The following is a 24,854-nucleotide window of genomic DNA, read 5'->3' on the forward strand; positions in this document are numbered from 1 at the left end:
ATGTGTATGCAAATCAACCTGACTGGACAGTCTGTCGACATCACGCCACCATTGCGCGAGTATGTGGAAACCAAATTTGCTAAACTCGAGCGCTTTTTCGAGCACATTAACAATGTCCATGTTGTACTGAATGTTCAAAAGCTTGACCAAATCGCAGAGGCAACGCTCCATGTAAATAACGGCGAGCTCCATGCGAAAGCACAGTCGCAAGACATGTATGCGGCCATTGACGGGTTGACCGATAAACTGGTTAAACAACTGAGTAAACACAAAGAAAAGCTCAAACAGCATTAGGCTATGGAACTTAAAGATGTACTTTCAGTGGACTGCACGCGTAGTGCTGTCCACTGCTCCAGCAAAAAACGCGCCCTGGAAATTATTAGTCAGGTTGCTGCGGATAAAATGGGCACTAACGCGCAAAAATTGTTTGAATGCATGCTAAGCCGTGAAAAACTCGGCACCACAGGCATTGGCGCGGGGATTGCTATCCCACATGGGCGAACACTTGAGAGCCAACAGGCTATCGGGGTGTTGTTGCAATGTGCGGAACCTATCGAGTTTGATGCAGTCGACAAACGTCCGGTGGATTTGCTATTCGCGTTACTGGTACCCGATGAGCAATGTAAGGTGCACTTACAAACCCTTTCGAGTATTGCGGAGAAGCTGAACGATAAACAGCTATGTCGTCAACTTCGCAGTGCTGACTCAGACCAAGAGCTCTACAACATTATTACGCAATAAGCCATCAGGCTAACGGGGAACATTATGATGCTAAAAATTGTCAGTGGCCGCTCTGGCTCAGGCAAGTCAGTGGCGCTAAGGGTACTCGAGGATCTTGGCTACTATTGCGTCGACAATTTACCCGTTAACTTGCTGCGTGACTTTGTCGTGTCACAAGATGACGCCGACGCCAAAATCGCGGTGAGTTTAGATATCCGTAACCTTCCGAATGCGAAAGAGCCGATCGCGGATACTTTAGAGGCATTACGACAAGTCTGCGATGTGACACTTTATTATTTGGATGCGGATGACAAGGATCTGATCAAACGATTCAGTGAAACACGGCGTTTGCATCCGTTATCGCGACATAATTTGTCGCTTGAGCAAGCGATCCAAGCCGAAAAGCAACAGATGGCACCGATAAAAGCTCATGCCGATCGCGTTATCAACACATCCGGGCTCTCTATCCACGATTTGAGTGAATCTGTGCGTGCCTTGGTGCTTGGCCGCACCAGCAACGATCTTGTCATGGTATTTGAATCGTTCGGCTTCAAGCATGGCTTGCCCGCCGATGCCGATTATGTGTTTGATGTTCGCTTTTTACCCAACCCGCATTGGGAGCCCACGTTACGACCCCATACTGGCTTAGAAAAACCCGTCCGCATGTTTCTTGCCGCTCAGCCAGATGTCGCAATGGTGATCGCGCAAATTAAGGGCTTTTTAGAGTCTTGGCTCCCGGCGCTTAAAAATAACAACCGCAGTTATGTGACCGTAGCAATCGGCTGTACCGGTGGTAAACATCGCTCTGTCTATGTTGCCCAGTATTTATCTGATTATTTTCATGAGTTAGGCGAACAGGTGCAAATCCGTCATCGCACGTTGGAGCAACAAGGATGACCGCCTTGTCAGCACAGGTCTGTGTCCGTAATCGCCTTGGCCTCCATGCCCGCGCCGCGATAAAGCTGGTTGAGTTAGTGCAAGACTATGATGCGCAAGTCACCCTACAAACCGACACTAAGTCCGCTAATGCAGACAGTGTGATGGCGATGCTGATGCTCGAATCAGCACAAGGCGAAACGATCACAGTGTCGGCCTATGGCCCTCAGTCAGCGTTAGCCCTAGATGCAGTCAAAGCGTTATTTGAGGCGGGATTTGACGAAGACACGGTCACCTCTCACGCCACGACGTAAGCCTGTGCGTTCATTGCCCACAATTCCCGCCTTCAACCGATTTGTCATGAGACAGACACCCCTGATTGGGTTAGAATTTTAGTCATTGCATTTGGGGGAGTGACCGATGGCAGAGTCAACAGAACAAGAACAAAGTAACCAAACCCACCAACGTCTCCAAGAAGTCACTCAACTCCTTGAGCAAGGGATGTTCGTACGCGTACGTCGCATGCTTGAGGACATGGAGCCGGAAGATACCGCCCACCTGCTAGAAGCATCGCCGCCAAAAGGGCGTCTTGTTCTGTGGCAATTAACCGATCCAGAGGATCAGGGGGAAATCCTTGATGAGCTCTCGGAGGACGTTAAAGACGGTATCATGGTGCGGATGGCGCCCGATCAGCTTGCGGCAGCCACCGAGGGCATGGAGACCGATGATGTCGCCTACTTGCTGCGTAGCTTGCCTCAGGACGTTTCTCAAGATGTGCTAGCGCAAATGGATTCCCAAGATAGGACGCGGGTGCAACAAGCCCTTTCCTATCCTGAGGAGTCTGCAGGCGGGATCATGAACACCGACGTCGTCACTATTCGTGATGATGTCACCGTGGACGTGGTCTTACGCTATTTGCGCATGCGCGGTGAGTTACCCGATACCACCGATACCTTGTACGTGATTGATCCCAATGGCCGATTAATCGGTAATTTGCCTATCAGTGCCCTCTTGGTGAATCAGCCGGATGTCGCCATTGCTGACATCATGGAGGATCCTGATGAAGCGATCAGCGTCACCATGGATGATGGCGATGTCGCCCATTTGTTTGAGCGTCGTAACTGGGTTTCCGCCCCTGTTGTCGACGAGCGTAATCACCTCGTCGGTCGGATTACCATTGATGATGTCGTCGATATTATTCGTGAAGATGCCGAGCATTCGATGATGAGTATGGCAGGCTTGGATGACGAGGAAGACACCTTTGCACCGGCTTTTAAAAGTGCACGTCGTCGTAGCATTTGGCTTGGGATCAATGTGCTCGCCGCCCTAACCGCGGCGTCCGTCTCTAATATGTTTGAAGGCACCCTGGATAAAATGGCGGCAATCGCCGTTTTAATGACCATCGTCCCTTCTATGGGTGGTGTAGCGGGTAACCAAACGGTCGCACTGGTGATCCGAGGGCTTGCCGTCGGCCATATCGGTGATTCCAACACCCGCTGGTTACTGGCCAAAGAAGCCACCGTGGGGTTGATGAACGGGCTGATTTGGTCCGCTATTATTGGTGGCATTGTGGTGGTTTGGAAAGGCAGTATTGAGTTAGGGTTAATTATTTCCGGTGCAATGCTGGTCAACCTATTTATCGCGGGCATTGCTGGGGTCGCAATACCGACATTGCTGAAAAAATACAATATCGATCCGGCGTTAGCGGGCGGCATGGCGCTCACCACCATCACCGATGTGGTCGGCTTGCTTGCCTTTTTAGGCTTGGCGACGCTGTTTATTACTTAACGCAGATAAGGTTAATCGGCCACGATGTGTGGGGTTGGTCCACGAGAAAAATCACGACAATAAACCCAAAAAAAGGCGAGCCAGTGGCTCGCCTTTTTGTTATTACACTAAACCGCTGCGGTGCTAAACAGCTGTTACGCTTAACCGCTTTCCGCTAAACAGGTATCACTTTATTCGTCCAAGAAGCTGCGCAGTGTTTCTGAGCGGCTTGGATGACGAAGTTTACGTAGCGCTTTCGCCTCAATCTGACGAATACGCTCACGAGTCACATCAAACTGTTTACCCACTTCTTCCAGCGTATGGTCAGTATTCATTTCAATACCAAAGCGCATACGCAGTACTTTCGCTTCGCGTGGCGTAAGACCGGCTAAGACATCATTGGTTGCCATCTTAAGGTTGTTCGACGTCGCCGAATCCATAGGCAGTTCCAACGTGGTGTCTTCGATAAAATCACCTAAGTGTGAATCTTCATCATCACCAATCGGTGTTTCCATCGATATCGGCTCTTTGGCAATTTTCAGCACTTTGCGGATTTTATCTTCTGGCATCAGCATCCGCTCTGCCAATTCTTCCGGTAACGGCTCGCGGCCCATTTCCTGCAGCATTTGGCGCGAAATACGGTTGAGCTTGTTGATGGTCTCAATCATATGCACCGGAATACGAATGGTCCGTGCTTGGTCTGCAATCGAGCGTGTGATCGCCTGACGAATCCACCAAGTAGCATAGGTTGAGAATTTATAACCACGGCGGTATTCGAACTTATCCACCGCTTTCATCAAGCCAATGTTACCTTCTTGAATCAGATCCAAGAATTGTAAGCCACGGTTGGTGTATTTTTTCGCAATCGAAATCACCAAACGCAAGTTCGCCTCAACCATTTCTTTCTTGGCACGGCGTGCTTTCGCTTCACCAATGGACATGCGACGGCTAATATCTTTGATACGCTCGACCGACAGGCCAGTTTCGTCTTCGATAATTTTTAGCTTCTGCACACAACGGCGTAGATCTTCTTCGTAACGTGCGACACGCTCTGCGTAAGGCTTGCCTGAATTAAGTGCTTGGTCAATCCATGCATCTGACGACTCGTTACCGCCAAACAGTTGCACAAAGGTTTTCTTCGGCATTTTCGCCTGATCGACACAAAGACGCATCACCAAACGCTCTTGGGTGCGAACCTTGTCCATGGTCTGACGCATGTCTTTTACCAAACGATCAAACTGTTTGGGGATCAGACGGAACTGTTTAAATGTCTCAGACAATTCTTCGATCGATGATTTAGTGCGGTCGTCATAACGCCCGTACTTCTGAATCGCGGTTTCCATTGCCGAATAAGTACGACGCAATTCGCTGAACTTTTCACGTGCGAGCTCAGGATCGATACCGACATCTTCCTCACTCTCATCGTCTTCGTCGCTATCGTCTTTGTCGTCGTCTTCATCTTCGTCATCCAGCTCTTTTTCACTGAGCTCGGAGCCGATATGGGTCGCGGTCGGGGCGACATTGTCCTGTTCGGGATCGATAAATCCCGAAATGATGTCGGTTAAGCGAAGCTCTTCGGCTTCAACTTTGTCGAATTGATCAAGCAGTGAAGCAATCGAGGCCGGATATTCCGCCACCGAACACTGCACCTGATTGATGCCATCTTCGATACGCTTGGCAATATCGATCTCGCCCTCACGGGTCAACAGCTCGACCGTCCCCATTTCACGCATGTACATGCGAACGGGATCCGTGGTGCGACCAATCTCGCTCTCCACACTCGATAGAGCTGCCGCCGCGGCTTCTGCTGCATCTTCGTCGGCCACGGTTTCTGACATCATTAACTCATCGGCATCTGGCGCGGCTTCCACCACTTGAATGCCCATGTCATTAATCATCTGAATGATGTCTTCTATTTGGTCGGAATCGACAATGTCTTCCGGGAGGTGGTCATTAACTTCGGCATAGGTCAGATAGCCTTGCTCCTTGCCTTTTGCGACAAGCAACTTTAGCTGTGACTGCGGATTTTGATCCATAGACGATATCCAACTTCGGGTCTGAGTGAAGAATTTAGTATGCGGAAACGCAAACCGCCAATTTTAACAAATGTCACCTTTGCTGGCTACTTTCTAAACGGACTGGCTCTGTATAAGGAGCATCAGTTCCCGCTTCTCTTCGACTGATAAGCCGACGGTATTTGACTTCGCTTGCAACTTGGCTATTTGTTGTTCGACACACTGGGCGAGTATTCTATCCAGTGAATCGCAAAAAAGTTCTGACGCATTTTCATCGTCAACATGTAGGTCCCAGCCAGCCAAACGGGCTAACAAGGCTTCTTGTTTGGTTCCCCGCCAGTGCTCTAGCAACTGACCGGTAGTGATATGGGGGCGCTGTCGACAGATCTCAAGGAGCGGGTTTAACAACGCTAACCCGGGTAAATCAATGGTGTCTGCCGAGGGTAACGGCGGCACTTCTTGACCAAGCATGGGGTACTGCACCAATAAGGCAATCACCTCACGCATGGGTGTACGCTTAATGTCAGGCTGACCATGGACCTTAACAGGTTGTCCTTGCCGGCTGATTAGCGTATCCAACTGGTGATCATCCATAATACCGAGCTTTTGCCCTAACGTATTACGTAAATAAAGACGTAACGTATCACCCGGCACTTTCTCAATCAGTGGCACGGCTAAGTTAGCTAGCTTGGCTTTGCCCTCTCGGCTACTGGTATCCACCTGCTTGAGCAAGGTATTAAACATAAAGGTCGATAAGCTTTGCGCCTCGCTTAAGCGCTGCTCAAAACCTTCTTTCCCTTCTTGGCGGATCATGGAGTCAGGATCATCGCCATCGGGCAAAAACATAAACTTCAGCTGCCGACCATCATGAATATAAGGCAGGGCTTGCTCCATCGCACGCCATGCCGCATCACGACCGGCACGATCACCATCGTAGCAACACAGTATAGTACTGGTTTGCCGGAACAGGGTTTGAATATGTTCACCTGTGGTAGAGGTCCCCAATGAGGCAACCGCATAGTCAACGCCAAATTGCGCCAACGCCACCACATCCATGTAGCCTTCAACCACCAAAATACGTTCGGGGTGGCGGTAAGACTGCATCACCTCATACAAACCATACAACTCACGACCTTTATGAAAGATCGGGGTTTCAGGTGAGTTAAGGTATTTAGGCGTGCCATCTCCCAATACCCGGCCACCAAAACCAATCACACGACCACGTCGATCGCGAATCGGGAACATAATGCGGCCACGAAAACGGTCATAAGTATGGCCATTGTCATTTTCAATCAGCATCCCTGCCGTTAACAGTTGCTGCTGATCGGCTTGGCTGCGCCCAAAACGTCGCTTAATCGTATCCCATTGATCAGGAACGAACCCGACACCAAACTGTTTTACCACTTCTCCGGATAATCCGCGCTGTTTGAGATAATCGATGGCCACTTGCCCAGCATCGGTGCGTAATTCACCGCTGTAGGTACGCGCAATGGCTTCCATCATCTCGTAGATTTGGCGCTTATCATCACTTGGCATGCTGGGCCGTGCGGAACCCCCCGACGACTGCTCGCGAGGTACCTCTAAACCCAGACCACTGGCTAGCTCTTCGATCGCTTCCGGAAATTCGAGCCGTTCGAATTCCATCATAAAGTCAATCGCATTGCCGTGCACACCACATCCGAAGCAGTGATAAAACTGCTTATCCTGGCTCACACTGAATGAGGGGGTTTTCTCGTTATGGAACGGGCAACAGGCACTATAGTTTTTGCCTTTTTTCTTGAGCTTGACCCGTGCATCTATGATCTCAACGATGTCGAGACGTGAAAGCAAGTCATCAATGAATGCGCGCGGGATTCTGCCTGCCATAACCTGAAATTTATAAGGAGAGAAGCAAACAAGCCGCGCCGTCCATAATGGAAAGCACGGCTTGTTATAAAGTGAGGAACATCTAGCCTAGGTGTGCTTTGACACGCTGGCTTACTTTCCCCATATCAGCACGGCCCTGTACTTGGGGTTTTAATACCCCCATGACGTTGCCCATGTCTTGCATTGACGAGGCACCCGTTGTTTCAACGGCTGCTTTCACCAATGCGTCGACGTCGTCATCGCTCAGAGGCTGGGGTAGAAATTCTTCTATCACCGCGATCTCAGCAAGCTCTACATCGGCAAGGTCGTCACGACCGGCTGCTTGGTACTGGGCTACGGAATCACGGCGCTGCTTTACATTTTTGGTCAACACAGCCAGGATTTCATCATCGCTTAGCGACTGACGCGTATCCACTTCTTGCTGCTTGATTGCTGCCATTACCAGACGAAGCGTACCGAGGCGCGCTTTGTCTTTTTGTTTCATCGCCGTTTTTTGCGCGTCTTTTAGACGTTCAAGCAATTCCATAGCATTTTCCTGAATCTATCGTTATTAGTACATACGTACGCGGCGTTGGTTTTCGCGTGCCAACTTTTTCAGGTGACGCTTTTGAGCAGCGGCTTTAGCGCGTTTGCGAACGGTAGTTGGCTTTTCATAGTTCTCACGACGGCGAACTTCAGAAAGAATACCTGCTTTTTCACAAGAGCGCTTAAAGCGACGCAGTGCTACGTCAAATGGTTCGTTTTCACGTACTTTAACTACTGGCATGTGCCTTTCACCTCGGGGGTTGTCAGTTACTGCTGGCGAACAATTGGCCAGCCTTGATTAAAAATGGTGCGAAATTCTAATCCGAAGAAGGGGTGAATGTAAAGCGCATCTAGCGAATTACTTCTAAGCCATGTAAGATTGCGCGCACGGTCAGTCTATTCTGACCCTCTCTTCTCCGCTTCGATCATCACATTATATCATGTGGGCAATGATCTTAAATACACAATCTATCGGCTGTTAACCTGAGGTTATGATGCGCATTTTAGGCATAGAGACATCTTGTGACGAAACCGGCGTTGCGATCTACGACGATCAGGCAGGGCTTTTGTCACACCAACTTTACAGTCAGGTAAAACTGCATGCCGATTATGGCGGCGTTGTTCCCGAGCTGGCCTCACGCGATCATGTCAAAAAGACCTTGCCCTTAATTAAAGCGGCCATGGCGCAAGCGAACCTTACGCCCGACCAACTCGATGGCATCGCCTATACTGCCGGCCCAGGTTTAGTGGGTGCGTTACTGGTTGGATCCACCATTGGCCGCAGTCTTGCGTATGCATGGCAAGTGCCCGCCGTGGGTGTTCACCATATGGAAGGTCATTTACTCGCGCCCATGCTTGAAGACAATCCGCCCGCTTTTCCTTTTGTCGCCTTGCTGGTGTCAGGCGGCCACACCTTATTAGTAGAGGTGAAAGGCATTGGCCAATACCGTATTTTAGGTGAATCGATTGATGATGCTGCCGGTGAGGCGTTTGATAAAACCGCGAAACTGATGAATCTCGATTACCCGGGTGGCCCATTACTGTCTAAACTCGCCGAAAAAGGCACCCATGGCCGCTTTACCTTTCCGCGTCCGATGACTGACCGCCCAGGGTTAGATTTCAGCTTTTCTGGCCTCAAGACCTTCGCGGCCAACACCATTGCCGCCAACGACACCGATGATCAAACACGAGCAGACATTGCCTATGCATTCCAAGATGCAGTCGTCGATACGCTGGCAATTAAGTGTAAACGCGCCTTAGACCAATGTGGCCTGAATCGTTTGGTGGTTGCCGGTGGAGTCAGTGCTAATCGTTATCTACGTGAAAAGCTCGATGTGCTGACCAAAAAACGTGGCGGCGATGTATTCTATCCTCGCCCTGAATTTTGCACCGATAATGGCGCGATGATCGCCTACGCGGGCATGCAACGACTTAAAAACGGTGAGCATATGGGACTCGGAGTTAAAGCTCAGCCTCGTTGGCCACTAGACACACTCGCGGCTGTTGATAGTGAACAGACAGACTCATGACATGACGCGATAACCCATGGCGAATCAATAAGTCGCACCATCGCGAAAATAGTGCAATCATCCCCAAAAGGCAGCCATCGGCTGTCTTTTTTGATTTAGGCACGGTGGTATCTCGCTCGGTGCATCGCGCTCTATCGCTCTCGCCGCCACCAACGAAGTAAAACAGGCTTTTCTTCTCCATCCAGCAACCGTCGGATATTGTCGTAATGGCGAAATAAAATCAGGCAAGAAAGCATGGCTACAGGCATGGTAAATTGCGGCTTAATCCACCAGGTAAATAACGGGGCGACAATCGCGGTGACGATCGCGCTTAATGACGAATAGCCGGTTAAGACCAAGACTAGCCCCCAGGTGGCGACCAGCAATCCAGTGAGACTTAACCCGATCGGTGCCATTGCGCCGAGCGCGGTAGCAACCCCTTTCCCGCCTCGAAAATGAAAAAACACCGGATAAATATGACCAAGGCATGCAGCAATCGCGATTAGCCCCAATAAAAAAGGATTGATCCCGATTAAGTAACTAAGCCACACCGGGATCGTGCCTTTGAGCATGTCGCATAACAGCACCAGTGCCGCCGCAAACCGTCCACCGAGCCGATAAACATTGGTCGCGCCTGGATTTTTAGACCCCTGATCTCTGGGATCGGGTAAGCCAAAGGCACGACAAACCAGGACGGCACTAGAAACAGAGCCGAGTAAGTAGGCAGCGATGATGATGGCAATGGCCAGTGCAGTCATGTGAAATCCCTAGAGTTTGTGCCGCATTCGTTGCTATAGTGCGCCCACGTTCATCGATAAACCTATCATGGATCGGAACGTATCACGTATCCATCTGTCAATGGACACATCCAATGATACGAACTTTCTTACCACAGTGGTATCCGACCTGTCACGGAGTGTGAAAAAACATGGATTCCGTATTCATAGAACAACTCGACGTGTACACCACTATCGGTGTTTACGATTGGGAACAAACCATCCAGCAAAAGTTGGTGTTCGATATTGAAATGGCGCACGACAATCGCCCTGCGGCCCAACAGGATGACGTCACCCTTGCGCTTGATTATGCTAGCGTCAGTGACGCCGTTATTGCCCACGTTCAAGCCAGCCGCTGCGCGCTCATCGAGCGCGTCGCCGAAGAGGTTGCGAGCCTGATCCAATCTCAATTTGGCGTGCCTTGGGTGAAAATCCGCGTCGCCAAACCCGGCGCTGTGGCGCCCGCACAGTCTGTAGGCGTTGTTATAGAGCGAGGCACACGGTGACACAAGCATTAGTCAGTATCGGCTCGAACATTGAGCGCGATTTTCATATTGAAGCGGCCGTTCACGCTCTGCGTCAACTCGATCCACAGTGTCGGTTTTCTCGCATTTTTGAAGCCGAGCCGGTCGGGTTTGAAGGCCCTAACTTTTATAATCTCATTGCCGAACTTCATACCGCCCAGCCATTAGAGACCTTTTGGCAGGCCATCCGCGATATCGAACGGCAGCATGGCCGTCAGCGTGATGACATTAAGTATCGCGATCGTACCTTGGATATCGACTTACTCATCTTTGGTGATCACTGTCAACCCAGTGGCCCTACCCTACCCCGCAACGATATCTATAAATTTGCTTTTACCCTTTGGCCGCTCGCCGAACTGTGTCCAACACAAGCGGTGCCGGGAGATGGTCGTACCTTCGCTCAACTTTGGCAGGCATTTGACCAGCACCAACCACTATGGCCTATTGATACGCCGGCCTATTTGAAGGATCAATCATCATCATGAGCCTATTCGAAGCCTTCTTTTTAGCCTTGATTCAGGGACTGACTGAGTTTCTTCCCATTTCCAGCTCCGCGCACCTGATCCTTCCTTCCCAGTTATTTGGTTGGGCCGATCAAGGGTTAGCGTTTGATGTGGCCGTGCATGTGGGCACGTTGGCGGCAGTCATCGGCTATTTTCGCCGTGAAGTCCGGAATTTGCTCGGCGCGTTTTTCGCATCCTTAGCAGGAAAACACAGCCGCGATAGTCAATTAGCTTGGATGATCGTCTTAGCGACTATCCCAGCTTGTCTTGCCGGGCTGTTCCTAAAAGACTTGATAGAATTGTACTTACGCTCGGTATGGGTGATCGCAGCCACTACCTTGGCATTTGGCGCCCTATTGTGGTGGGCCGATCGTCACGCGCGGCTTGCCAATGACGAATACCAAACCACCCAGTCGCGGGCATGGTTGATTGGTATCGCACAAGCGCTGGCATTAATCCCAGGGACATCTCGCTCTGGCGCGACCATCACCGCCGCCTTAATGCTGGGCTACACACGCGAAGCCGCGGCACGATTCTCGTTTTTGATGTCGATTCCGATCATCACTCTGGCGGGTTCCTACCTTGGTTTGCAACTGGCAACGAGTCCTGAGCCGGTTGCGTTAGAGCCAATCGGTGTGGGCGTGTTGGTTTCGTTTGTCAGTGCATATGCCTGTATCCACGCGTTTTTGAAATTGGTCACGCGCGTGGGAATGCTTCCTTTTGTTATCTATCGTCTGGTACTCGGCGCGGTCTTAATCGCTTTTATCGCCGGATAAAACAGGCACCGCTGAGTAAAAAAAACCAAGCACGAGAGCGCTCGTGCTTGGTTTATTTTTTTGCCTCGGCTTTTTTACCTCGTCCTAATTGCAGCGCTACGTCCTGATTGCAGAGGGTCGTGGTCGAGTGGCTAAAACACCTTACTCACCAGCCACCTTCATTGAATCAATAATGATCGACCCGGTTTGAATCTGACTGCGGGTTTCAATGTCAGTGCCGATGGCGACGATATTGGCAAACATGTCATTCAAGTTACCAGCAATGGTGATCCCACTGACTGGGTACTGTATTTCGCCCTTTTCCACCCAAAAACCAGCGGCACCGCGTGAGTAATCGCCGGTGACTGGGTTAACACCTTGCCCCATCAGTTCGGTAACCAGCAATCCGGTTCCTAATGTTTTAAGCATGGCATCCGTATCTTGGCCTGTGTGGCTCACATACCAGTTATGAATCCCGCCGGCATGACCTGTGGGTGCCATATCTAGCTTACGGGCGGCATAACTGGTCGCTAGATAGGTTTTCAAGATCCCTTGCTCAATAATGCGTCTGTCTTGTGTGATCACCCCTTCGCTATCAAACGGCGCACTGGCGGCCCCTTTACGCACATGGGGCAATTCATTAATAGTGAGCCAATGCGGAAATATCTGCTCGTCCTTTTTGTCTAATAAGAACGAGGATTTGCGGTACAGTGCCGATCCGCTAATCGCCATGACCAAATGACCAAACAACCCCGTTGCGACACTACGATCGAACATCACGGGCACTTGGCATGTCGAAACACTGCGCGGGTTCAAACGGGCAACCGCATGTTTGGCCGCTTCAACCCCGACAAATGCAGGGGTCCATAAATCGGCTTTGTCACGCGCCACTGTGTAGCTCATGTCACGCTCCATGCCGCCCTCGCTTTGCGCAATCACCGAGCAGCTTAGCGCCTGTTGACTTGACGGATAGCTCCCGAGCATACCGTGGCTATTGCCATATACTCGGATCCCATAGTGACTGTCATAGCTGGCACCATCACTGAACTTGATCCGGCTGTCATGATTCAGGGCTGCTTGCTCAGCTTCAATCGCCAATGCCGCGGCGGTATCCGGTTCGGGCTCATCCGGATAAAACAAGTCCAAATCCGGGTAGTCGAACGCCATCAAGTCTTTCGGCGCCGGACCACCAAAGGGATCGGGCGAGGTATAGCTCGCGATTTCTAACGCGGCTTCGACCGTTTTAGCTATCGCTTTTTCAGATAAATCGGTGGTGGAGGCGCTGCCTTTACGCTGATCGCGATACACGGTGATGCCGAGCGCACCATCTTGATTAAATTCAACGTTTTCGACTTCGCCCATTCGCGAGCTTACACTGATGCCGGTACTTTTGGTGATAGCGACTTCGGCTTGATCACTTCGCGCCGACGCCATATCTAGCGCACGACTTACCGCTTGGCGAAGCTGCTGCTCTTGTTCAGCGACCTGTTGTTTCACACTCATAGTTGACCTTTTTGATTCGCATTCGAGTTCGACATCGTGAGCTCAGCGAGGCTATGATAAAAAAGCCCGCGTTTGGGCGCGTTTCTTGTTAACATACGTGTCATTGCACATTCTCACTGAGGTTGAACATGGGCCGTAAAAATAAACCCGCTCCCTGGGAGGAAGAGGAAGAAATCATCTGGGTTAGCAAGTCCGAGATGAAGCGCGATATGCTTGCTTTACAATCGCTCGGCGAAGCGCTGGTTAAACTCAAACCCGCGGTATTAGAAAAATTCCCGCTTGATGACAACTTGCTCTCTGCGATTCTCGACGCACAACGTTTAAAAAACGAAGCCCGTCGACGCCAGCTCCAGTACGTGGGCAAATTGATGCGATCGCGCGATCCTGAACCGATACAAGCGGCGCTCGATAAGTTGCAGAACAAACATGCTCAACATAGCATGGCGCTACAAAAAATTGAGCAGCTACGCGATCGTATTATCGATCAGGGCGATAGTGCGATTAGTGATGCGCTCTTACAGTATCCTGATGCTGACCGTCAGCGTTTACGCCAGTTGGCACGTCAGGCTCAAAAAGAGCAACAGCAAAATAAGCCGCCCAAGGCCTATCGCGAGATCTTCCAATATCTCAAAGGCTTTTACGACCAAAGCCTATAAAACAATACGCCAGTGCCTCGCACTGGCGTAGATTGGTTAAGATTCGGTGCCACCGACGGTCATCGCATCTAATTTCAATGTCGGTTGACCAACACCAACAGGCACGCTTTGCCCGGCTTTCCCGCAAACCCCAACGCCAGGATCAATCGCCAGATCATTGCCCACCATCGATACCTGCTGCATGGCTTCAACACCACTGCCAATTAAGGTCGCGCCTTTCACCGGAGTAGTGATTTCACCCTTTTCAATCAGGTAAGCTTCTGACGTGGAGAATACAAATTTCCCCGAGGTGATATCGACCTGCCCGCCGCCAAAGTTCGGCGCATATAAGCCTCGCTCAACACTGGCAATGATCGATTCAGGGGTACTGTCTCCACCTAACATATAGGTATTGGTCATGCGTGGCATCGGCAAGTGTGCATAAGACTCGCGACGACCATTCCCGGTGGGCGCCACACCCATGAGTTTGGCATTGTGCTTATCTTGCATATAGCCTTTGAGTACGCCATTTTCGACCAATACATTGTACTGGCCTGGCACCCCTTCATCATCGATACTCAACGAGCCGCGACGATCATTCATGGTGCCGTCATCAACGATGGTACATAGAGGAGAGGTTACTTGCTCACCAAGGCTACCGGTAAATACCGATGACTCTTTGCGGTTAAAGTCCCCTTCTAACCCGTGACCGACCGCTTCATGCAGCAACACGCCCGGCCAACCTGCGCCCAACACCACGGGCATCGTCCCTGCTGGTGCCGCGTCTGCACGAAGGTTGACCAGCGCGAGACGGATAGCTTCATCAGCAAATTGCAACGCGCGCGACTTACCCGCCTGCTCGTGCAAAAAGACCTCGTAACCATAGCGGCCACCGCCACCAGCACTGCCGCGCTCACGACGACCATCTTGCTCAACTAACACTGAGACCGATAAGCGCACCAAAGGACGAATGTCGGCGCCATAGGTACCGTCCGTCGCCGCAATCAGCACTTGCTCATACAAGCCGTTTAAACTGGCATTCACTTCTTTGACGCGTGGCTCTTTAGCACGAATATAGCTATCGATTTCTTTTAATAAATCAATTTTCTGCTCACGCGTCAGGCTTCCCAGCGGATCGATGGGCCCATAGTAAGGGGTCGCTTGGACGGCACGAAAGGCGCTGACCTTACCGTGTCCACCCACAGGTGCAATGCCCCGCGCCGCAGTCGCACTTTGCATCAGCGCATCAATGGTAAGTTGATCAGAATACGCGAAGCCGGTTTTTTCTCCGCTAATTGCTCTGACACCAACACCACGGTCGATATTAAAGGAGCCGTCTTTAATAATGCTGTCTTCCAGCGCTAACGATTCATGCCAAGTGGATTGGAAGAAAATATCGCCATAGTCAATCTGGCGACCGCTTAAGTGCGCCAGCGTCGCATGAAGCTGCGACTCACTCACGCCCGCCGGGCGCAGTAAGGTTTCTTCGACCTGTTCCAGACTCATTCGCTTACTCTTGGTTGTGGCCGCCGAGCTGGCAGCCGAAAGAAAAAGATAACGCGCCGAGGGTGCGCTATTTCAGTTGGCTTTGCAACCGGGTATGAGACAGTACGGGCATCTTGCCCCGAATGGATTCACTGACACTAAAATCAAGCTCTGCCCACGTCACCCCGGGTTCACGCCCCAGGGATGTGACCACTTGCCCCCAGGGATCAATAATCATCGAGTGCCCCCAGGTTTGCCGCCCTTTACTGTGCTCGCCACACTGGCCTGCGGCAATAATCCAACACTGGGTTTCAATTGCCCGAGCGCGTAGCAGGGGCTCCCAATGCGCTTGACCGGTCACGCGGGTAAAAGCTGCCGGCACGGTGATGACATCGGCCCCTTGCGCGCGTAGCGCTTGGTACAAAGGCGCGAACCGTAGATCGTAACAAATGCTCAACCCTAGGCAACCGAAGGGCGTATTCACCGTCGACAGTTGGTCGCCCGCAGCAAAGTAATCTGACTCTCGATACCGGCCATGCGCATCAGCCACCTCGACATCAAACAAATGTAATTTATCGTAGCTGCCCCGAAGATGCCCGGCATTATCGAACACTAAACTGGTACTGCTCAGCAGCCCGTTGTCATTTTGGATGGGAAAAGCGCCCACCACTAACCAAAGGTCGTACTGGTGCGCCAACTTGGCAAGCTGTTGCTGTAACGGGCCATGGCCCAATCGTTCAGCATGACGTTGATAATCATGTTTCCCGCCAAACACTAACGCATTTTCTGGGGTCAGCACCAGTTTCACGCCTTGATCACTGAGTCGGTGCAAACTGGCTTGCAGTGTCTTCATGTTATGGGCGGGATCGGCACTGGATGTCATTTGGATAACACCGGCTTTCATCATGCTCACTCCTTGGCTTTTTCTGCCTGCTCGCGCAATCGTTCAGTCGCTTCGGGGGGAAGGGCTAACGCTTCTTGGTTACGCGACACTTCCCGAATATCTGGTGTGCCAATCGAACCTGTCACTTGGTAGCGTACTTGGGTAAACACATCCATCACCGGAGAAATTGCTGTCGTCACCGCGAGTACATACAGCGCGGTTTGCGGCGTAACCGCAAAGGCACTTAATACCGGGATCCCTGAGGTAATATCCGGCGTAAAACGCACATCCGCATTGACTTGGTTTTCCACTAAATTGGCAATACCTTTGATAACCATATCACCGGCAATGCCATCCATGCGGATATTATCGGTGACCAAGACGCCATTTGTGATCACGGCCCGCCCCGTGATGTCATCAAACGCCAGCCCATCGTCAAACACGCCCGAGAAATCGAGCTGAATTTTACGCAAAATAGAATCTAAGCTAAATAACCCTAACAGTTTGCCCGCGCCACCAACACCACTGATATAACCGTCTTGGATATCCGCACTTACCTCGCCATTGAGGCTGGATATATCAGCTTGCCAAGGTAAACCGGCATAATTCAGTGCGGCTTGGGTGGTAAAGCTTGCATCTTGGATCCCACCACTGACGCCAAATCGTCCCATGAGATCCGAGGTACTTTCGCCACCCAGCGCTAACGTCAATGCGGTTTGATGGCGCCCTTGTTTATCTATCCGCCAATGCCCATTGACCGCTGCATGGTTATTGCCGCTTTTTACCGTCAGTGACGACAGTGTTAGCTGCTGATCGTGTTTATTGACAACGGCCTCGACACGTCCCAGTCGATACCCTTCTAACCAAAGATCATCAATCGTGAGGCGTGATGGTGGAATGGCCGCCAGTAAGGCTTTGTCTGCTTGGGAATCCACAGGCTGAAAGAGTGGTGCGTCGGTAGGTTGGGTCTGGTCGGACGGCTGTCGATGGATATGCCAGTGATCAATATCGACAGTTAAACGACCTTCTATTGGCCAGTTTGCTTGTCCGCTGAGCTCTTGACTGCCGACCAGCACATGCCATCCCTTCGCTTTTTGACGCGCGGCCACTGATAAGTCATGAAAAGCGAGCTTCCCGGCCGAGAGTTGATCGACTTTGACATTCACACGTTGCGGTATCGGTAAGCCAGGGTATTGATGTTGCCGATCCGGCCATGCTTGCCGCACGTGTTTCCACACTGCGTGCCACGCGTCTACATCCAAGCGTGCAAGTGCCAGATCAAAGCGATGACCGCGAGTGGCGAGGAGTGTGGGTTGTTTATCGCCAACTTGCCACTGACTGGACACAAATTCTGGGGTCGCACCTTGGGTATTAATTCGTGCTTGATAATTCACATTTGGCAACTGTACGCGCCCCGTTAACCCTTCACGGTTACCGCTTGCTTCTATATGCGCCTGCCCTTTTTGCCAACGCGGTTTGTGAAGCGGCGCAGGCAGCGTTGATTGCAGTGGTGTCGTATCGACATCAATGCCGAGCTGGTAGTCAAACCCCGTATCATGAAGGGTAAGATCGAGCCCAGCCTGCCAACGTGCGCCACCAGAAAGGTAAGGCTTGAGCGGCAGCGATAACTGGTTCAGCAATGGCACTATGTCCCAATCCGCCTCGATACCTACATCCAACTGATAGCCGGCAGAGGCAGCTTCGCCCGCAAGATCTAGGTTGATAGCTTGCCCCAGCCACTGAGCACTCATCGATTGGGCCGTGATGCCATCGTCGTCAAACGCCAGTGCCCCCGAAACATTGTCCAAGGCCATAGCAGGCGTTTGAATCCTGACTTGGTTACCCGCAAAGTCCACCTTGCCGCTTGCATGAGGTTGCTCACCATCAAGCGGGATCGATAAACCTAACTGCGCATTGACTAATCCGTCGACGTTGATATGGGTTAAGGCGGCACCGACCGTATCCACTAATGGGGTGGCCAGCATATAGCGGTGTACCGCGTCTCCTGTCGCCGAGAGCGAGGCCTTGAGTTCAAGGCGACTGTCTGCCTCGGTCATGTCGACAATGTTTGCCTGAACCTGACGACTGACGGCATCGTTTAAGCGAACATGATCCCCCTCAATCGTCAGGCCTGCGTTGTCGAACAAGAGTGTCGCATCAAGCTCTGTCAGCGTCGGCCAGGCGGTATCAAAGCTAAATGCCCCATTGCGCAGCGGCACCTTGGCTTGAAAAATGCCATCATGCTCACGGTATGGAAAACTATCTAGGGCACCAAACCAAAGAATTTCACTGCCCTCGGCTTGGCCTCCTTGAATGGCACGTGATAAATATCCGGTCAGTGATTCAGGCAGGGCGCGCGTTGGCAAATAACGCCACGTTTGTCCGGCATCGGTCACATCGGCATGGGCGTAAAGCGCAAGAAATGGCGCCCCCTGCTTGGGAATATCAAGACGAAAGGCGCCGGTTCCGTGAACATCTGCACCGGTGACCGCTGCCTTTTCGCTCCAAATCGAGACGCCTTGGCTCGTCGGTTGCCAATTGAGGGTGAGCTGACCTTGTTCAAGTGGCAAAGGCGCTTGAAAAAAGTCGCCATATGGCAGCGACTGCGCGCCAAGTTCAAGCTGTGCCTGACCACGTCCTCCCTCGCCAGATAGGGTAGCATTTAAGCCATGAAACGCCGGAAAATACCCCCAGCGTTCGGCCGACACCTCGGTCAGTGTCGCTTGATAGCGTAGCGGCGTTGTCGGTTGTTTGCTTAATGCGAGGGATTCAACCTGGCCCGCCGGTGCCAGCGCGGCCGCTATACGGTGCTGTTGTTCCGACTGACTGACCAAGCCGAGTAAAGGCTGTAATAAGGCAATATCCAGGTCGGCCGCATTGAGACGCCAACGCTCGTTCGTTCCTTGCCATGACAGCCGAGAAATCGCAGGGGCTGTGGTGGCATTTTGCTTCACCCATACTCCGTCCGTATCCACGCGCCACGCACGTTTGCCTTCTGCGGTCAGTTGGACTTGGCTATCTTTCACCGCCCAGGTTTTTGCCTCTTCCGTGCTGTCATACCATTTGAGCGCGAGATCATCAATCGATAACAACGCATCACGGGGTTGGCCGCGTTCCACGCGCACCCAGGCTTGGGCATCTAAACGCGCCGCATCAATGGTCACTGAGGGCGTTAATGTTTGCGTGAGCCACGGCGCGAGATCCATCGCTTCACTGGCAAGATAAAAATCGCCAGTCAGGGTGTCGACGCCGTGGGTTTCAGTGAAAGCGGCTTTAACACGCACGGCTTCTAACTGGGTTCCTTTCACCCCAATTCGCGCTTGTACCTGATGTTGTCCTGCTTGATTACGCCAAAAGAGATCCTTGATAGTTAATACTTCTGTTTCAAGCGATGGGGTCACCAGGATGACTTTGGCGTTCGGTATCGAGAATTGGCCCAAACGGGCAAGGAAGAGATCTTCAAGCCGGGCACGCACATTGGTACCCGTGTCTTTTTCTGGCAACTGACCGGTATCCAGCACCAGGCCATCGAGTGTTACATGAGAAAAAACCGGTTGCCAACGCATCAGTGTCGCGGAGACATCAAGCTGTAAATCAATATGCTGAGCCGTCAAAAGCGCCGATCCATTATCGCTCGTCGCTAGAGAGACATTTTTTAATGTCAGTGAAGGGGTCAAATTACGCCACTGCCCGGCGATGCCCTCAAGTTGCGCACTGAATCCCGTCTGCTCAGACACCCATTGCCGCAACGGCGCTTGCAAAAGCTCAACATTGGGCAATAGAAAACGCAAACCGCCTATCAATAAGGCGGTGATGACTATCATGCTGATCACGCTGGTCATTAACCAGCTGACACTTTTTCTCACCCAAGCCATGGCTTACATCATTACTACGTCAAACTGTTCTTGTGTATACAAAGGCTCTGACTTCACTTTGACTTGCTTACTAATAAATATTTCCAATTCAGCCACAAGGTGAGAGTCTTCACCGGCAAGGGCTTCAATGACTGCCGGCGCGGCATAGACAACAAACTTATCCGCATCATAGGTACGATTGACCCGAGTGATTTCTCGCAACACCTCATAACAGACGGTTTCCACGGTTTTGACCGAGCCACGCCCATCACACGTTGGACATCCACCACACAGCACGTGTTCGATGCTTTCTCGTGTCCGCTTACGGGTCATTTCGACCAAGCCTAACTGGGTAAAGCCATTAATGTTGGTTTTTACTCTGTCTTGGCTCAATGCCTGCTCAAGCGAGTGCAGCACCCGACGGCGATGCTCATCCGTGCTCATATCGATAAAGTCGATAATGATGATCCCGCCCAGATTTCTCATCCGAAGCTGACGTGCAATAGCGCGAGTGGCTTCAATGTTGGTATTAAAAATGGTTTCATCGAGGTTGCGGCGTCCAACAAAGGCGCCGGTATTAATGTCGATGGTGGTCATCGCTTCCGTTTGGTCGATGATCAGGTAGCCGCCCGATTTTAGCTGTACTTTACGCTCTAACGATCGTTGAATTTCGTTTTCCGTGTCATACATATCAAAGATGGGCGCTTGTCCGTCGTAATACGCCAACTTATCGGCTAATTCAGGCACAAATTCGGCGGTAAACTCTTGTAGCTTTTCATAGGCCTGTTTGGAATCGACCCGAATCAAGTCTAACTCAGTGCCGACAAAGTCACGGACAATGCGCTGCGCCAACGCAAGCTCGCCATACAGCATGGACTTGGTTTTATATCGGGCGCGTCGCTCTAATACCTTGTTCCATAATCGCTTTAAAAAGGCGGCATCTTGCGCCATTTCATTATCTGTTGCGCCCTCAGCGGCCGTGCGAATAATAAAGCCACCCAGCTCGTCACAATACTCACTGACGATGCTTTTTAGGCGTTTGCGCTCATATTCGCTCTCGATCCGTTGCGATACGCCCACATGGGCAGCGCCAGGCATGAAAACCAGATAGCGCGAGGGCAAGGTAATGTCAGTGGTTAAACGCGCGCCTTTTGTGCCTAGCGGATCTTTCACCACCTGCACCACAATATCTTGCCCTTGACGGACAAGTTCGGAGATATCGCGAACTTGAAATTGCTGTTTCTCGTTTTCTGATACGCATTCGGTATGAGGAACAATATCAGAGGCGTGTAAAAACGCGGCCTTCTCTAAGCCAATATCGACAAAGGCTGCCTGCATTCCAGGCAAAACACGACTGACCTTACCTTTGTAGATATTGCCTACAATTCCGCGTTTCGCTTCACGTTCTATGTGAATTTCTTGGAGGTTGCCCCCCTCTATCATCGCCACCCTCGTTTCACTGGGTGTGACGTTTATTAACAGTTCCGCACTCATGGTTTCCCCGATGTCTCAAAAGTGGGGCCTAGCGCCACTCGTTGGTGCGCTCAGACCGAAAATTGTTTGAGCAGTTGCTCGGTTTCATACAGTGGCAAACCAACGACGGCGTGATAGCTTCCATCGATACGGGTCACAAACTTACCGCCCAATCCTTGAATCGCGTATGCACCGGCTTTATCCGCGGGTTCCCCCGACTGCCAATAAGCATCAATCATCTTATCCGTCAGTGAACAAAACCAGACTTTGGTGGTGACAACGGTGGTGACTTGCTTGATGGCATTTGCCACTGTCACGGCCGTCATCACTTGATGCTCTCGCCCAGACAGCTGTTTAAGCATCCGGGTTGCATCGGCTTGATCTATCGGCTTTTCCAGTACTTGGTCACCATCAACCACAATGGTATCCGCGCCAAGTACCGGGATGTGCCCACCCGTTTGTATCACGCCGGCTCGCGCTTTATCTTGCGACAAGCGTGAGACATAGGCATAGGGCGATTCGCTCGCGTTTTGTTTTTCCTCTACATCGATGACGACACGGGAAAAGTTGACGCCCATTTCGGTGAGCAGTTCATGGCGTCGAGGCGATCCCGAGGCCAGGTATAAATCACAATGCATAGTCCCTCGCTAACGAATGGCAAACCGACGGCGTAACCGGCGCAATAGTAAGAACACCCAGGGCCACAGTATGAAGTTAAGCACACCCGCCCAAAGCTGTTCAGGATTAAACTGTACGTTAGAGACTAAATACTCCGCCCAGAACTCGATCAATTTTCCAGCCAAGGTCAGTAAAGACAGTAAAAGCGCTTGGTGCCAATAGGACATATTGCGCAGTAATTGAAAATTAAGCGCGACAATATATATCAAAATGGCCATGGTCATCCCTCGAACGCCCAAGGTGGAGCCCAACATCAGATCCCATAAAAGCCCGACTACTAACGCTGTCCCCACATTCACTCGATGTGGCAACGCCAGAACCCAGTAAAATGCGACGAGCAAGACCCAAGAAGGACGAAAAGGCGCCAGTTCACCGGGCCAAGGAGCGGCCTGCAAAATCAACGCAACCATGAAGGAGAGCCAAATAACCAATTGGCCACGAAATGTCACATTTGCCATTATGGTGATTCTCCCTCGCTACCTGACGACGACGCAGAGTCAGATGACGGGTTTTCTTGCTCAGATGACGATTGACTCATAGGCCGATCGGAGGGCGCATTATCGGCTTTTTCTGGGGTTGGCCAGACTAAAAGAAGATAACGTAACCGATCGAATTTTACTGCGGTTGTCGCGGTGACTTGCGCAAAGGGACGTTTATTATCAAACGAGAATTCTGTCACCGTGCCCACTGGATAGCCTTCAGGAAAGACGCCGCCAAGCCCGGATGTCACTAATTTATCGCCCACTTTAATATCCGTGCTACTCGGAATATTATCCAAACCGATATAGGCGGTGGTCCCACGGCCAGACGCTATCACGCGAATATCATTGCGCATCACTTGAACTGGTACCGCATGAGTAGGATCAGTGAGTAACAAGACACGGCTATTATGCGCACCGACATAAGCAACCTGTCCGACGACCCCGTGTTCATTGATCACTGGCTGCCCTTCATACACACCATTGGTGCGTCCTTTATCGAGCATCACTTGGTGTTTATAGGGATCAGAATCGACCGCCATCACTTCAGCGACCATTTTTCGTTCATCACGAATAAACGACGATCCGAGTAGCTCACGTAAGCGTTGATTTTCGCGCTCTGTCTGTGCCAATAGAAGCTGATCACTTTCGAGCTGCAACACTTGTTTGCGTAAGGCGCGATTTTCAGCCACTACACGTTGATGAGCGCGAAACTGCATCACTAATTCATCAAGGGTGTCACGAGGCACATTCGATGCATACTGAAGCGGTGCAACCAAGGTGTTGAGGAAATAGCGGACCCCGGCAAAAGCATCAAGACGACTATCAGCCAGCATAAGGCTGACTGATAGTAGAAGCGCGAAAAACAGGCGTAATTGCAGAGACGGTCCTCTGCCAAACATAGGTTTCATAATGAAAACAACCTGTTTGTTGGCACAGTCACGTTAATCTTCGCTAAAAAGATCGCCGCCATGCATATCGATCATCTCAAGCGCTTTACCCCCACCCCGTGCAACACAGGTCAGTGGATCTTCCGCCACAACCACCGGAATCCCCGTTTCTTCGGTCAGTAAACGATCGAGATCGCGCAGAAGAGCGCCGCCGCCGGTAATCACCATGCCGCGCTCAGAGATATCGGACGCAAGCTCTGGTGGACACTGCTCTAACGCCACCATCACTGCCGAAACGATACCGCTCAGCGGCTCTTGTAGCGCTTCCAAGATTTCGTTGGAGTTAAGCGTAAAGCTACGTGGGACACCTTCAGCAAGGTTACGACCGCGAACTTCAATTTCGCGCACTTCATCGCCCGGATAGGCTGAACCAATCTCGTGCTTAATGCGCTCTGCCGTCGCTTCACCAATCAAGCTGCCATAGTTACGGCGAACATAATTGATAATGGACTCGTCAAAACGGTCACCACCAATACGCACTGATGAGGAATAAACCACACCATTAAGCGAGATGACCGCCACTTCGGTGGTACCACCACCGATATCAATCACCATCGAACCGGTCGCCTCGGAAACCGGCAGGCCAGCGCCAATCGCCGCGGCCATCGGTTCGTCAATCAGATAAACTTCACGCGCACCCGCGCCCACGGCTGATTCGCGAATGGCACGGCGTTCAACTTGGGTAGAACCACAAGGCACCGCCACTAGCACTCGTGGGCTCGGACGCATGTAGCTATGATCATGCACAGACTTAATAAAGTGCTGTAACATTTTTTCGGTGACATAAAAGTCAGCAATGACGCCGTCTTTCATCGGGCGGATCGCGGCAATATTACCTGGCGTTCTACCCAGCATTTGCTTCGCATCATGACCCACAGCAGCCACACTCTTAGCAGAACCCGCGCGGTCTTGACGAATAGCGACAACAGACGGCTCATCCAGAACAATGCCCTGTTCTTTTACATAAATCAGTGTATTGGCGGTTCCCAAATCAATCGATAGATCGTTGGAAAACATCCCGCGAAGTTTCTTAAACATGATGGTCAGTTAATCCTGCAAGCTGTGAAATCAGACAAATT

General features: G+C 51.3%; 24 protein-coding genes. 10 read left to right on the forward strand and 14 right to left on the reverse strand.

Going from position 1 to position 24,854, the window contains the following annotated elements:
• Positions 1 to 6: 6 nt before the first annotated feature.
• The 5 genes from hpf to mgtE all read left to right on the forward strand — a co-directional run bounded on the left by hpf (position 7) and on the right by mgtE (position 3,384).
• Positions 7 to 294 (forward strand): ribosome hibernation promoting factor, encoded by a 288-nt coding sequence (gene hpf / locus BZJ21_RS07250; protein WP_021022677.1) that lies wholly within the window; start codon positions 7 to 9, stop codon positions 292 to 294.
• A 3-nt stretch (positions 295 to 297) separates the two neighbouring features.
• Positions 298 to 741 carry a PTS IIA-like nitrogen regulatory protein PtsN gene (gene ptsN / locus BZJ21_RS07255; protein ID WP_021022678.1) on the forward strand — a complete coding sequence of 148 codons (444 nt, stop codon included), beginning with the start codon at positions 298 to 300 and terminating at the stop codon, positions 739 to 741.
• 24 nt (positions 742 to 765) lie between these two features.
• Entirely contained in the window at positions 766 to 1,617 is an 852-nt protein-coding gene (gene rapZ, locus BZJ21_RS07260) for an RNase adapter RapZ (protein ID WP_021022679.1), read from the forward strand.
• Positions 1,614 to 1,910: an HPr family phosphocarrier protein gene (locus BZJ21_RS07265; protein ID WP_021022680.1), complete on the forward strand. Its 297-nt coding sequence runs from the start codon at positions 1,614 to 1,616 to the stop codon at positions 1,908 to 1,910. Before rapZ ends, BZJ21_RS07265 begins: the two co-directional genes overlap by 4 nt.
• A gap of 106 nt (positions 1,911 to 2,016) precedes the next feature.
• Positions 2,017 to 3,384, forward strand: a complete 1,368-nt coding sequence (gene mgtE, locus BZJ21_RS07270) for a magnesium transporter (protein ID WP_077669450.1) — start codon at positions 2,017 to 2,019, stop codon at positions 3,382 to 3,384.
• 170 nt (positions 3,385 to 3,554) lie between these two features.
• Here the strand turns inward: mgtE and rpoD are convergent, their stop codons facing one another.
• The 4 genes from rpoD to rpsU all read right to left on the reverse strand — a co-directional run bounded on the left by rpoD (position 3,555) and on the right by rpsU (position 8,010).
• Entirely contained in the window at positions 3,555 to 5,399 is a 1,845-nt protein-coding gene (gene rpoD, locus BZJ21_RS07275; protein ID WP_077576240.1) for an RNA polymerase sigma factor RpoD, read from the reverse strand.
• Between the two features lie 93 nt (positions 5,400 to 5,492).
• Positions 5,493 to 7,244: a DNA primase gene (gene dnaG, locus BZJ21_RS07280; RefSeq protein WP_077669451.1), complete on the reverse strand. Its 1,752-nt coding sequence runs from the start codon at positions 7,242 to 7,244 to the stop codon at positions 5,493 to 5,495.
• A gap of 82 nt (positions 7,245 to 7,326) precedes the next feature.
• The gene (locus tag BZJ21_RS07285; RefSeq protein ID WP_021022684.1) at positions 7,327 to 7,770 is read right to left on the reverse strand and encodes a GatB/YqeY domain-containing protein; all 444 of its coding nucleotides are present in this window, start codon (positions 7,768 to 7,770) and stop codon (positions 7,327 to 7,329) included.
• A gap of 24 nt (positions 7,771 to 7,794) precedes the next feature.
• A complete protein-coding gene (gene rpsU / locus BZJ21_RS07290; protein ID WP_021022685.1) occupies positions 7,795 to 8,010 on the reverse strand; it encodes a 30S ribosomal protein S21 in 216 nt (71 codons plus the stop codon).
• A gap of 253 nt (positions 8,011 to 8,263) precedes the next feature.
• Here rpsU and tsaD point away from each other — a divergent pair, with 253 nt between their 5' ends.
• Positions 8,264 to 9,298, forward strand: a complete 1,035-nt coding sequence (tsaD, locus tag BZJ21_RS07295; RefSeq protein ID WP_021022686.1) for a tRNA (adenosine(37)-N6)-threonylcarbamoyltransferase complex transferase subunit TsaD — start codon at positions 8,264 to 8,266, stop codon at positions 9,296 to 9,298.
• A gap of 131 nt (positions 9,299 to 9,429) precedes the next feature.
• Here tsaD and plsY read toward each other — a convergent pair whose 3' ends face one another.
• Positions 9,430 to 10,035 carry a glycerol-3-phosphate 1-O-acyltransferase PlsY gene (gene plsY, locus BZJ21_RS07300; protein ID WP_021022687.1) on the reverse strand — a complete coding sequence of 202 codons (606 nt, stop codon included), beginning with the start codon at positions 10,033 to 10,035 and terminating at the stop codon, positions 9,430 to 9,432.
• A gap of 170 nt (positions 10,036 to 10,205) precedes the next feature.
• Here plsY and folB point away from each other — a divergent pair, with 170 nt between their 5' ends.
• Genes folB through BZJ21_RS07315 form a run of 3 tightly spaced genes read left to right on the forward strand, consistent with a single transcriptional unit; the run spans position 10,206 to position 11,856 of the window.
• Positions 10,206 to 10,559, forward strand: coding sequence for a dihydroneopterin aldolase (gene folB, locus BZJ21_RS07305; RefSeq protein WP_021022688.1), 354 nt, complete (start codon positions 10,206 to 10,208; stop codon positions 10,557 to 10,559).
• Positions 10,556 to 11,062 (forward strand): 2-amino-4-hydroxy-6-hydroxymethyldihydropteridine diphosphokinase, encoded by a 507-nt coding sequence (folK, locus tag BZJ21_RS07310; protein WP_021022689.1) that lies wholly within the window; start codon positions 10,556 to 10,558, stop codon positions 11,060 to 11,062. The genes folB and folK overlap by 4 nt, the downstream gene beginning before the upstream one ends.
• A complete protein-coding gene (locus tag BZJ21_RS07315) occupies positions 11,059 to 11,856 on the forward strand; it encodes an undecaprenyl-diphosphate phosphatase (protein WP_077669452.1) in 798 nt (265 codons plus the stop codon). Before folK ends, BZJ21_RS07315 begins: the two co-directional genes overlap by 4 nt.
• Before the next feature lie 141 nt (positions 11,857 to 11,997).
• Here the strand turns inward: BZJ21_RS07315 and pmbA are convergent, their stop codons facing one another.
• Positions 11,998 to 13,338 carry a metalloprotease PmbA gene (gene pmbA / locus BZJ21_RS07320; RefSeq protein ID WP_077459905.1) on the reverse strand — a complete coding sequence of 447 codons (1,341 nt, stop codon included), beginning with the start codon at positions 13,336 to 13,338 and terminating at the stop codon, positions 11,998 to 12,000.
• A 128-nt stretch (positions 13,339 to 13,466) separates the two neighbouring features.
• Between pmbA and yjgA the strand changes: the two genes are divergently transcribed.
• On the forward strand, positions 13,467 to 13,994 hold the full coding sequence (yjgA, locus tag BZJ21_RS07325) for a ribosome biogenesis factor YjgA (protein ID WP_021022692.1): 528 nt from the start codon (positions 13,467 to 13,469) through the stop codon (positions 13,992 to 13,994).
• Between the two features lie 36 nt (positions 13,995 to 14,030).
• On the opposite strand, the gene tldD is transcribed toward yjgA, so the two are convergent.
• The 8 genes from tldD to BZJ21_RS07365 all read right to left on the reverse strand — a co-directional run bounded on the left by tldD (position 14,031) and on the right by BZJ21_RS07365 (position 24,813).
• Complete coding sequence (tldD, locus tag BZJ21_RS07330; RefSeq protein WP_021022693.1) at positions 14,031 to 15,479, reverse strand: metalloprotease TldD; 1,449 nt, start codon at positions 15,477 to 15,479, stop codon at positions 14,031 to 14,033.
• 67 nt (positions 15,480 to 15,546) lie between these two features.
• On the reverse strand, positions 15,547 to 16,365 hold the full coding sequence (locus tag BZJ21_RS07335; RefSeq protein ID WP_077576249.1) for a carbon-nitrogen hydrolase family protein: 819 nt from the start codon (positions 16,363 to 16,365) through the stop codon (positions 15,547 to 15,549).
• A 2-nt stretch (positions 16,366 to 16,367) separates the two neighbouring features.
• Positions 16,368 to 20,216: a YhdP family protein gene (locus BZJ21_RS07340; protein WP_077669453.1), complete on the reverse strand. Its 3,849-nt coding sequence runs from the start codon at positions 20,214 to 20,216 to the stop codon at positions 16,368 to 16,370.
• Between the two features lie 3 nt (positions 20,217 to 20,219).
• Complete coding sequence (rng, locus tag BZJ21_RS07345) at positions 20,220 to 21,689, reverse strand: ribonuclease G (protein WP_077669454.1); 1,470 nt, start codon at positions 21,687 to 21,689, stop codon at positions 20,220 to 20,222.
• A gap of 50 nt (positions 21,690 to 21,739) precedes the next feature.
• Complete coding sequence (locus BZJ21_RS07350; RefSeq protein ID WP_021022697.1) at positions 21,740 to 22,306, reverse strand: Maf family protein; 567 nt, start codon at positions 22,304 to 22,306, stop codon at positions 21,740 to 21,742.
• A gap of 9 nt (positions 22,307 to 22,315) precedes the next feature.
• Positions 22,316 to 22,804 carry a rod shape-determining protein MreD gene (gene mreD, locus BZJ21_RS07355; RefSeq protein WP_021022698.1) on the reverse strand — a complete coding sequence of 163 codons (489 nt, stop codon included), beginning with the start codon at positions 22,802 to 22,804 and terminating at the stop codon, positions 22,316 to 22,318.
• On the reverse strand, positions 22,804 to 23,736 hold the full coding sequence (gene mreC, locus BZJ21_RS07360; RefSeq protein ID WP_077669455.1) for a rod shape-determining protein MreC: 933 nt from the start codon (positions 23,734 to 23,736) through the stop codon (positions 22,804 to 22,806). The genes mreD and mreC overlap by 1 nt, the downstream gene beginning before the upstream one ends.
• A gap of 33 nt (positions 23,737 to 23,769) precedes the next feature.
• The gene (locus BZJ21_RS07365) at positions 23,770 to 24,813 is read right to left on the reverse strand and encodes a rod shape-determining protein (protein ID WP_077459908.1); all 1,044 of its coding nucleotides are present in this window, start codon (positions 24,811 to 24,813) and stop codon (positions 23,770 to 23,772) included.
• Positions 24,814 to 24,854 lie beyond the last annotated feature (41 nt).

Origin of the sequence: Salinivibrio costicola subsp. alcaliphilus, from assembly GCF_001996185.1 — a bacterium.
Classification (GTDB): Bacteria; Pseudomonadota; Gammaproteobacteria; order Enterobacterales; family Vibrionaceae; genus Salinivibrio; species Salinivibrio costicola.